At 63.8% G+C, this 8113-nt stretch carries 6 protein-coding genes and 2 rRNA genes; 6 read left to right on the top strand and 2 right to left on the bottom strand.

The genetic code is table 11. The features are described from left to right. The 3 genes from AC3FJ6_RS21180 to AC3FJ6_RS21170 all read left to right on the top strand — a co-directional run. Positions 1-199, top strand: a 23S ribosomal RNA gene (locus tag AC3FJ6_RS21180); the annotation flags it as partial. Positions 200-321: 122 nt separating this feature from the next. Then, positions 322-435, top strand: a 5S ribosomal RNA gene (rrf, locus tag AC3FJ6_RS21175). A 339-nt stretch (positions 436-774) separates the two neighbouring features. Next, positions 775-1725 (top strand): DUF3047 domain-containing protein, encoded by a 951-nt coding sequence (locus AC3FJ6_RS21170; protein ID WP_488773601.1) that lies wholly within the window; start codon positions 775-777, stop codon positions 1723-1725. Positions 1726-1771: 46 nt separating this feature from the next. Here AC3FJ6_RS21170 and AC3FJ6_RS21165 read toward each other — a convergent pair whose 3' ends face one another. Then, positions 1772-2797 (bottom strand): DUF2891 domain-containing protein, encoded by a 1026-nt coding sequence (locus tag AC3FJ6_RS21165; RefSeq protein ID WP_488773597.1) that lies wholly within the window; start codon positions 2795-2797, stop codon positions 1772-1774. A gap of 33 nt (positions 2798-2830) precedes the next feature. Then, positions 2831-4024 (bottom strand): M20 aminoacylase family protein, encoded by a 1194-nt coding sequence (locus tag AC3FJ6_RS21160; protein ID WP_488773596.1) that lies wholly within the window; start codon positions 4022-4024, stop codon positions 2831-2833. Between the two features lie 411 nt (positions 4025-4435). Between AC3FJ6_RS21160 and AC3FJ6_RS21155 the strand changes: the two genes are divergently transcribed. From AC3FJ6_RS21155 to AC3FJ6_RS21145, 3 genes are all read left to right on the top strand, one after another. Further along, positions 4436-6031 carry an ABC transporter substrate-binding protein gene (locus tag AC3FJ6_RS21155; RefSeq protein ID WP_488773595.1) on the top strand — a complete coding sequence of 532 codons (1596 nt, stop codon included), beginning with the start codon at positions 4436-4438 and terminating at the stop codon, positions 6029-6031. Between the two features lie 165 nt (positions 6032-6196). Then, on the top strand, positions 6197-7174 hold the full coding sequence (locus tag AC3FJ6_RS21150; RefSeq protein WP_153947169.1) for an ABC transporter permease: 978 nt from the start codon (positions 6197-6199) through the stop codon (positions 7172-7174). Between the two features lie 3 nt (positions 7175-7177). After that, complete coding sequence (locus tag AC3FJ6_RS21145) at positions 7178-8110, top strand: ABC transporter permease (RefSeq protein ID WP_488773594.1); 933 nt, start codon at positions 7178-7180, stop codon at positions 8108-8110. Positions 8111-8113 lie beyond the last annotated feature (3 nt).

Here is an 8113-nt window from a genome sequence, read left to right as displayed (position 1 = left end):
GAGGCATCGCAGGGTAGCTATGTACGGAAGAGATAACCGCTGAAAGCATCTAAGCGGGAAACTCGCCTGAAGATGAGGATTCCCTGGAGGCTTGACCTCCTTGAAGGGTCGTTCGAGACCAGGACGTTGATAGGCTGGGTGTGGAAGCGCAGTAATGCGTTAAGCTAACCAGTACTAATTGCCCGTAAGGCTTGATCCTATAACCAGTGTGTTTGACCTGGTTAGACCAGAGTCCGCGTGTGCCACAGGCATACAACACAACCCCCTTACTACACCCCAGATTCGCTGCGCTGATGCATGTCAGCGCGGCAACCCCTCATGCCTGGTGACCATAGCGAGTTGGAACCACCCCTTCCCATCCCGAACAGGACCGTGAAACGACTTTGCGCCGATGATAGTGCGGACTACCCGTGTGAAAGTAGGTCATCGCCAGGCTCTTATACCCAGAACCCCCAAGCCCCAAAAGCTTGGGGGTTTTGCTTTGGCGGATGCGAAACGCAGAGCAGGCAAATTCCCCCTTGGCCCCCGGCGCACATGCCCTGGTTGCGCCCACTGTCCATAGAACAAATTCGAAAAGCACAGCCCGTTATGTTGGCTGTTGTATTCAGGGTACCCGAGCATTCCGGGTCCGCGATGCATCTGATATCGTCTGCCTTCAAGTGCTGAAAAATTCAGCACGAAGCAGTCTGCAATACCAAGCCTCGGCGCCGAATAGCCAGGCGGTTGGGATTTCGACGAACGGGTAAGTATCGGGTTATCAGGGTCCAGGGGGTTATCGTGGCCATGAAGTTTCGGCCAGCACTGGCTTGTGTGGTGAGCGCGCTCGCGCTCGCCGGTTGTGCATCATCGACGGTCGCACCGACCGATCCATCAAGGTTGGCCACCGTCTCGGACGGAAATTGCGCGACGTTCGCGGAAAAAGGCTTGTTGAACGCCGCCGTTCGAGGCCAGCCGGCCGACCTGCTCGAGCAGGCGAATCGGACGTCGAATCAGGCGGCGAATGGCGCAGCCGATTCGGACGCAGGCGGCGACAGCGAGGCCGAATCCGACGCCACATCGTTGCCGTTGCTGGCAGAACCGCCGCTATTCTCGGCCTTCGCCACCCCTGCGGGCCCCACGGCGAGCCCAACAGGCTGGCAGCCCTGGAAGGTCAATCGCAACAAGACGCCTACTCGTTATTCGCTGGCCGAAGTCGACCAGCGCACCGTGCTGCATGCCGAGGCCGACGGGTCCGCGTCGGGCCTGTACGTGCCGCTTGAACAGCGCGATCCTGGCACGCTGCGCTGGATGTGGAAGACGCGGGATGTGATTCGTGTCGCGGATAACGCGGTCAGCCATCGCGAGGATGCCCCATTGCGGATTTTCGTCGCTTTCGATGGGGATCGCAGCACGTTGTCGCTGAAAGACCAGTTGATGTACGAAATGGCGCGCATTACCACGGGTCGGGAAATGCCGTATGCCACGTTGATGTACATCTGGGGCGGCAAGCGTCCGGTGGGCAGCGTCCTGAACAATCCCCACACGGACCGCGTTCGCATGATCATCGTGGATTCGGGCACGCGCCATACCAACGAATGGCGCTGCCATGAACGCGACCTGCGTGCCGACTACCGCAAGGCGTTCGGCGCCGATCCCGGCAAGATCCTCGCGGTCGGCCTGATGACCGATACCGACAACACCAAGAGCCGCGCCGAAGCCTGGTACGGCGATATCGCGCTCGACTAAGCCCGCGAACCCGGCAGAACCCCGCCGGGCCCCGCCTGGGGGGCCGCTACCCGACGCTCAGGTCTTCCAGCGCCAGCAGCGCGAACGAGGCAAGCCAGTGCGTCGCCACGTAGTGGCCATCCACGGCCTGCGGCAGGGACACTTCCAGATGATCGGACCAGGCCCGCACGGCCAGCGGCTGCAGGGGCGATGGCAAGGCCGGGCCCAGCAGCCGCCAGCACCAGGCGCGCGACAGATTCAGACCGTCCAGATGAGACATCTTCGGATCGGTCCGATCCGCGACAGCCACAGGGGTCAGCCAGGTTCCGAGTTCGGCCTGTCCCGGCGAAAACAGGTCCCACCATTCCGCAAAGCCGCAGTCATCCATGACCTGCCGCATCAGCACGGCCTCCATCAGGCCGCCTGACAGGAATTCGTCGCCGCCTGGCTCGTAGCGGGCCGGATAGCGCAGGTCATGCGCGAACCAGCGATGCGCCCGACGCACGATCGATTTGCGCAGGGCCGGATGCTGGTCCTGCCGCACATAGAACAGCGCCATCACCAGCGCAAACGCACTATTGAAATGGGTGCCGGTGCGAACCGGGAAATCGGCTACGTCGATGTAGTCCATCAGACGTTGGGCCAGATGGTTGGCCAGCGGCGCGCAAGCGGCGGCCCACCTGGCCGCCTGCGGGTCTTTGAGTCCCAGCGCGCCCAGCTCGGCCTGGAGCCGCAGCACCCATGCCCAGCCATAAGGCCGTTCGAAGGTCCGGGAGGCGGGCCGTTCGAAATAGGCCAGCTCCGTGGCGAAGGCCTCCGGGCGGAACTGGGCATCGAGTGTTTCGCGGATGCGGCCGGCATCGGGCAGGTTCGGACGCAAGACCAGCAGCCGCACCAGCAGCCAGTGCATGTGCACCGACGAATGCCAGTCGTAGCTGCCGTAGAAGACCGGGTGGCTGACCGCCGGCGCCGCCAGGTCGCCCGCATCCACCATCAGGTGGTCCAGCTTGTGCGGATACGGACGCACGATATTGTCGAGCGCCACCCGGGCAAATCGCGACGCCACGGCGTCGTCCAGCAGCGTATGGGGCATCGTACGTCGCCTGAAACGTCGATCGGTGCCGGATCAGGCCGGCGCGAGCCATTTCTCCACCAGCTTGACGAAGAACGTGGAGCCCACCGGCAGCAGTTCGTCGTTGAAGTCGTAGCTGGGGTTGTGCAGCATGCACGGGCCCATGCCGTGGCCAGCCTCGCGGTGCGAGCCCTCGCCGTTGCCGATGAACAGGTAGCAGCCGGGCTTCTCCTGCAGCATGAACGAAAAGTCCTCGGCGCCCATGGTCGGTTCCACGTTGCCGTCGACGTTGTCGGCACCCACCAGTTCGCTGGCGATGCCCACCGCGAACTCGGCTTCGGCCGCGCTGTTGATGGTGGGTGGATAGTTGCGGCGGAATTCGAAATCGATCGTGCAATCGAACGCCTGCGCCACCGCGCGCGACACTTCTTCCATGCGCCGTTCGATCAGATCGAGCACTTCCACGGTGAAGGTGCGCACCGTGCCGCCCAGCCAGACTTCATTGGGCACGATGTTGGTGGCGTCGCCGCCGTGGAACTGCGTCACCGAGATCACGGCGGTGTCGATCGGCCGCTTGTTGCGTGTGATGATGCCCTGCAGCGCCGTTACGATCTGGGCGCCCGTGAACACCGGGTCTGCGCCATTGTGCGGCATGGCTGCATGCGCGCCCTTGCCGCGCACGGTGATCTTGAATTCGTTGCTCGATGCCATCAGCGGGCCGGCCGTGGTGCCGAACGAGCCGACCGGCATGCCCGGCCAGTTGTGCATGCCGAACACGGCATCGCACGGAAAACGCTCGAACAGGCCGTCCTTGATCATCTCGCGCGCGCCGCCACCGCCTTCTTCGGCCGGCTGGAAGATCAGGTGCACGGTGCCGTCGAAATTGCGATGCTCGGCCAGGTAGCGCGCGGCGCCCAGCAGCATCGCCGTATGGCCATCATGGCCGCACGCGTGCATCTTGCCTTCGTGTTGCGAGCGATGGCCGAAGGTGTTGGCTTCCTGCAGCGGCAGCGCATCCATGTCGGCACGCAGGCCGATGGTTTTGGCGCTATTGCCATGGCGGATGACGCCGACCAGGCCGGTGGTGCCCAGGCCGCGGTGGACCTCGATGCCCCAGGATTCCAGGTTCTTGGCCACCACGTCGGCGGTGCGCTGTTCCTCGAAACACAGTTCGGGATGCGCGTGGATGTCACGTCGAATGGTGCGGATTTCGGCTTGCGCCTGCAGGATTTCGGGGATGAGCTTCATGATGCCGGTCCGGGCAAATGGGGCAATTGGATACCCCAGATCATACGACGCCTATCGTAGAAGCGCCAAAACAAGGCGTTCCCGGCACCTGCCGCCGGCCCGGTCACGTATCGGTGCGCGGCCGGCCCCGGCGGGCATACATTGGCTCCGGCAGCGGTCCGGCCCTGCGGCGCCCGCCTCCATGCTGGCGCAGCGCAGCAACGGGCGATGCTGCAGGGCGGGTGGGTTTCCCCGCATGGCGGACGCCGTGTACTGCTGGAACAGTTCATGCTTGAACTGCCCGGCCGGTTGCGCGCCACGTTGCCCAGCGGAATGCCGCACCAAAATGCGGCGCTCCTGCGTGAGACATTCGGGACGCGCGCGACCGATCCTTATCGTCATTTCAAGACTTCCCACTGGGAGAATCGTGCGATGTTCCTTCGTCACGTCAAGAAGGCTGTCGGCAAGGCGGTCGGTACTGTCCTGCTGACCGGTGCGCTCGGCCTGGCCGCTCCGGCCCAGGCGGTCGATCTCAAGATCGCCATGAGCTCGCCGCCGACCTCAATGGATCCGCATTTCTACAACCTGTTCTCGAACATCAATGTGTCCGAGCACGTGTTCGAGACGCTGATCAAGCTCGACCCCGACAGCAAGGTGGTGCCGGGCCTGGCCGAATCGTGGAAGCTGGTCAACAACCTCACGTGGGAATTCAAGATCCGCAAGGGCGTGAAGTGGCATGACGGCACCGAACTGACCACCGAAGACATCGCGTGGTCGCTGGACCGCCCGGCTACCATCGTCAACAGCCCGGGCAAGTTCGATGTGTACACCAAGGCGATCATCAACAAGAAGATCATCGACAAGTACACGATCCAGGTGACCACCAACCAGCCGTACCCGCTGATGCTCAACGACCTGACATCGGTGTTCATGGTCCAGAAGAAGGCCACGCAGGGCCTGTCTTCCGACGACTTTGCACAGGGCAAGGGCATGGTCGGCACCGGGCCGTTCAAGTTCGTCAGCTATGCGCGCGACGACCGGGTGGAACTGGTGAAGAACCCCGACTACTGGGGAGCCAAGCCGGCCTGGGACAAGGTGACGCTGCGCTTCATCCCCAACCCGGCCACGCGCCTGGCCGCGCTGCTGTCGGGCGACGTGCAGGCCATCGAGAACGTGCCCACGCCCGACCTGCCGAAGGTGCGAAGCGATCCCAAGCTGTCGTTCTTCTCGAAGATCTCGCACCGCGTGATCTACCTGTACTTCGACGTCAAGCGCGACAAGTCGCCGTTCGTGACGACCAAGGACGGCCAGCCGATGGACAAGAACCCGCTGAAGGACGCGCGCGTGCGCATCGCCATCAGCACGGCCATCAACCGCCAGGGCATCAAGGACCGCCTGATGGAAGGCCTGTCCGAGCCGACCAACAACCTGGTGCCGCCCACGCTGTTCGGCCACAACCCGGCGCTGAAGACGGTGAAATACGATCCGGAAGCGGCCAGGAAGATGCTGGCCGACGCCGGTTATCCGAACGGCTTCGGGCTGACGCTGCATACGCCGAACAACCGTTACGTCAACGACGAGAAGATTGCGCAGACCATCGCGCAGAACCTGACCCGCATCGGCATCAATACCAAGGTGGAAGGCATGCCGATGGCCACGTACTCGTCGAAGGCGATCAAGCGCGAATGGTCGTTCGGCCTGGTGGGCTGGGGCGCCCAGACCGGCGAGGTCAGCTCGCCGCTGCGCGCGCTGCTCGCGTGTGAAGACTCGAAGAAGGGCTTCGGCACCACGAACTGGGGCGAGTACTGCAATCCGAAGATGGATGCGGTGCTGGAAAAGGCGCTGGCCACCGTGGATGACAACGAGCGGTCCAAGCTGCTGCAGGAAGCCACGGCCATCGCCATTCTTGATGGTGGCATCATCCCGATCCACCATCAGGTGACCACGTGGGCCACGCAGAAGGGCATCACGTATGTGCCGCGTACCGACGAACGTACCTACGCGCACCTGTTCAAGCCTGCCCAGTAAGCCAGCAGGGCAGGACGGCGCCGCCAGCGGCTGGCGGCTCCGGTATGATCGCGGCCCCGGTCTTCCACGAGAAGCCGGGGCGATGTTCCCACGATCTTCCCCGTGGGCCGCGAACCCGCCGGCAGTGCGCCACCGCGCGCCGGCGAAAGGATAGGCGTCTGGAAAATGCTGGTCTTCATCATCCGGCGACTGATGCAGAGCGTGGTTGTGCTGCTGGTCATGTCGTTGCTCGTGTTTCTTGGCGTTTTTGCGATCGGCAACCCGATCGACATCCTGATCAGCCCGCAGGCCGACCAGGAAGACATCAAACGCACCATCGCCGCGCTTGGCCTCGACAAGCCACTCTGGGAGCAATACTGGATCTTCCTGCAGAACGCGCTGCACGGAAATCTGGGCACCTCGTTCGCGCATGGCACCCCGGCGCTGAAGCTGATCTTCGAACGCATGCCGGCCACGATGGAGCTGGCGGTGTGCGCCATCCTGCTGGCCATCGTGCTGGGCATCCCGCTGGGCCTGTGGGCGGGGCTGCGGCCGAACGGCGTGGCCGGCAAGACCATCATGACGGTGTCGATCCTGGGCTTCTCGCTGCCCACGTTCTGGGTCGGGCTGATGCTGATCATGGTGTTCGCCGTGCAGCTGGGCTGGCTGCCGTCGAACGGGCGGGGTGAAACGGTCAGCGTGCTGGGCGTGCCGCTGAGCTTCCTGACAGGGGACGGCATCCGGCACCTGATCCTGCCCGCCGTGACGCTGTCGCTGCTGAATATCGCCATGGTGATCCGGCTCACGCGTGCCGGCACGCAGGAGGCGATGCTGCAGGACTACGTGAAGTTCGCCCGCGCCAAGGGCTTGTCGAACACGCGCATCGTCGGTGTCCACGTTCTTAAGAATATTCTGATCCCGATCGTCACCGTGATCGCGCTGCAGTTCGGCTCGATCATCGCGTTCGCGATCGTGACCGAGTCGATCTTCGCGTGGCCCGGCATGGGCAAGCTGATCATTGATTCGATCCAGTTGCTGGACCGCCCGGTGATCGTCGCCTACCTGATGGTGATCGTGACGCTGTTCATCCTGATCAACCTGGTGGTGGATATCGTCTACAGCATGCTCGATCCGCGCGTGCGCATTGCCGACAACAAGGGCTGAGCCATGAGCACATCGACCGTCCCTCAGCAAGCCCCGGCCCAGCCGACGCCGGCGGCCAGGGAACAGACCCCGTGGCGCCGCTTCGCGCGGCAGTTCTTCGAAAGCAAGCTGGCGGTGCTGGGGCTGGTGACGCTGCTGCTGATCATCCTGATCGCGATCATCGCGCCGCTGCTGGCCCCGCAGAATCCTTATGACCTGGCCACCCTGGACGTGCTCGACGCGCGCCTGGCGCCGGGCGAGCAGGCCGGCAGCGGCATGACGTTCATCATGGGCTCCGACGAGCAGGGCCGCGACATGCTGTCGGCCGTGATGTACGGCCTGCGCATCAGCGTGGGCGTGGGCGTGGTCAGCACGGTGATTGCCCTGCTGCTGGGCGCCACGCTGGGGCTGCTGGCCGGCTTTCTCGGCGGGCGCACCGAGGCATTCATCATGCGGGTGGCGGACCTGCAGCTGTCGTTCCCGCCGATCCTGCTGGCACTGATCCTTCTGGCGTTTCTACGACCCGGCATCGGCAATATCGTGATCGCGCTGGTGGCGGTGCAGTGGGCCTACTATGCCCGCACCACGCGCAGCGCGGCGCTGGTGGAGCGCCGCAAGGAATACATCGAGGCGGCCACCTGCCTGGGGCTGCCGCCGCAGCGCATCATGTTCCGGCACCTGCTGCCGAACTGCCTGCCGCCGCTGATCGTGATCGCCGCGTTGCAGGTGGCATCGGCCATCACGCTGGAAGCCACGCTGTCGTTCCTGGGGCTGGGCGTGCCGGTCACGGAGCCGTCGCTGGGCATGCTGATCGCCAACGGACAGCAATACATGCTGTCCGGCAAGTACTGGATCAGCTTCTTCCCCGGCATCGCGCTGGTCGTCACCATCGTGTCGATGAACCTGGTGGCCGACCAGTTGCGCGACGTGCTGAACCCCCGCCTGCAGACGCAGTAACAC

Source organism: Cupriavidus sp. 94F1 (assembly GCF_057798875.1).
Note: the sequence above shows the minus strand (reverse complement) of the source record. Positions and strands in the feature narration are given on the sequence as shown.

Coding starts and splice junctions, on each gene's coding strand:
- AC3FJ6_RS21165 (WP_488773597.1), bottom strand. CDS start 2,797: ATGCCCCATACGCTGCTGGACGACGCCGTGGCGTCGCGATTTGCCCGG.
- AC3FJ6_RS21160 (WP_488773596.1), bottom strand. CDS start 4,024: ATGAAGCTCATCCCCGAAATCCTGCAGGCGCAAGCCGAAATCCGCACC.
- AC3FJ6_RS21155 (WP_488773595.1), top strand. CDS start 4,436: ATGTTCCTTCGTCACGTCAAGAAGGCTGTCGGCAAGGCGGTCGGTACT.
- AC3FJ6_RS21150 (WP_153947169.1), top strand. CDS start 6,197: ATGCTGGTCTTCATCATCCGGCGACTGATGCAGAGCGTGGTTGTGCTG.
- AC3FJ6_RS21145 (WP_488773594.1), top strand. CDS start 7,178: ATGAGCACATCGACCGTCCCTCAGCAAGCCCCGGCCCAGCCGACGCCG.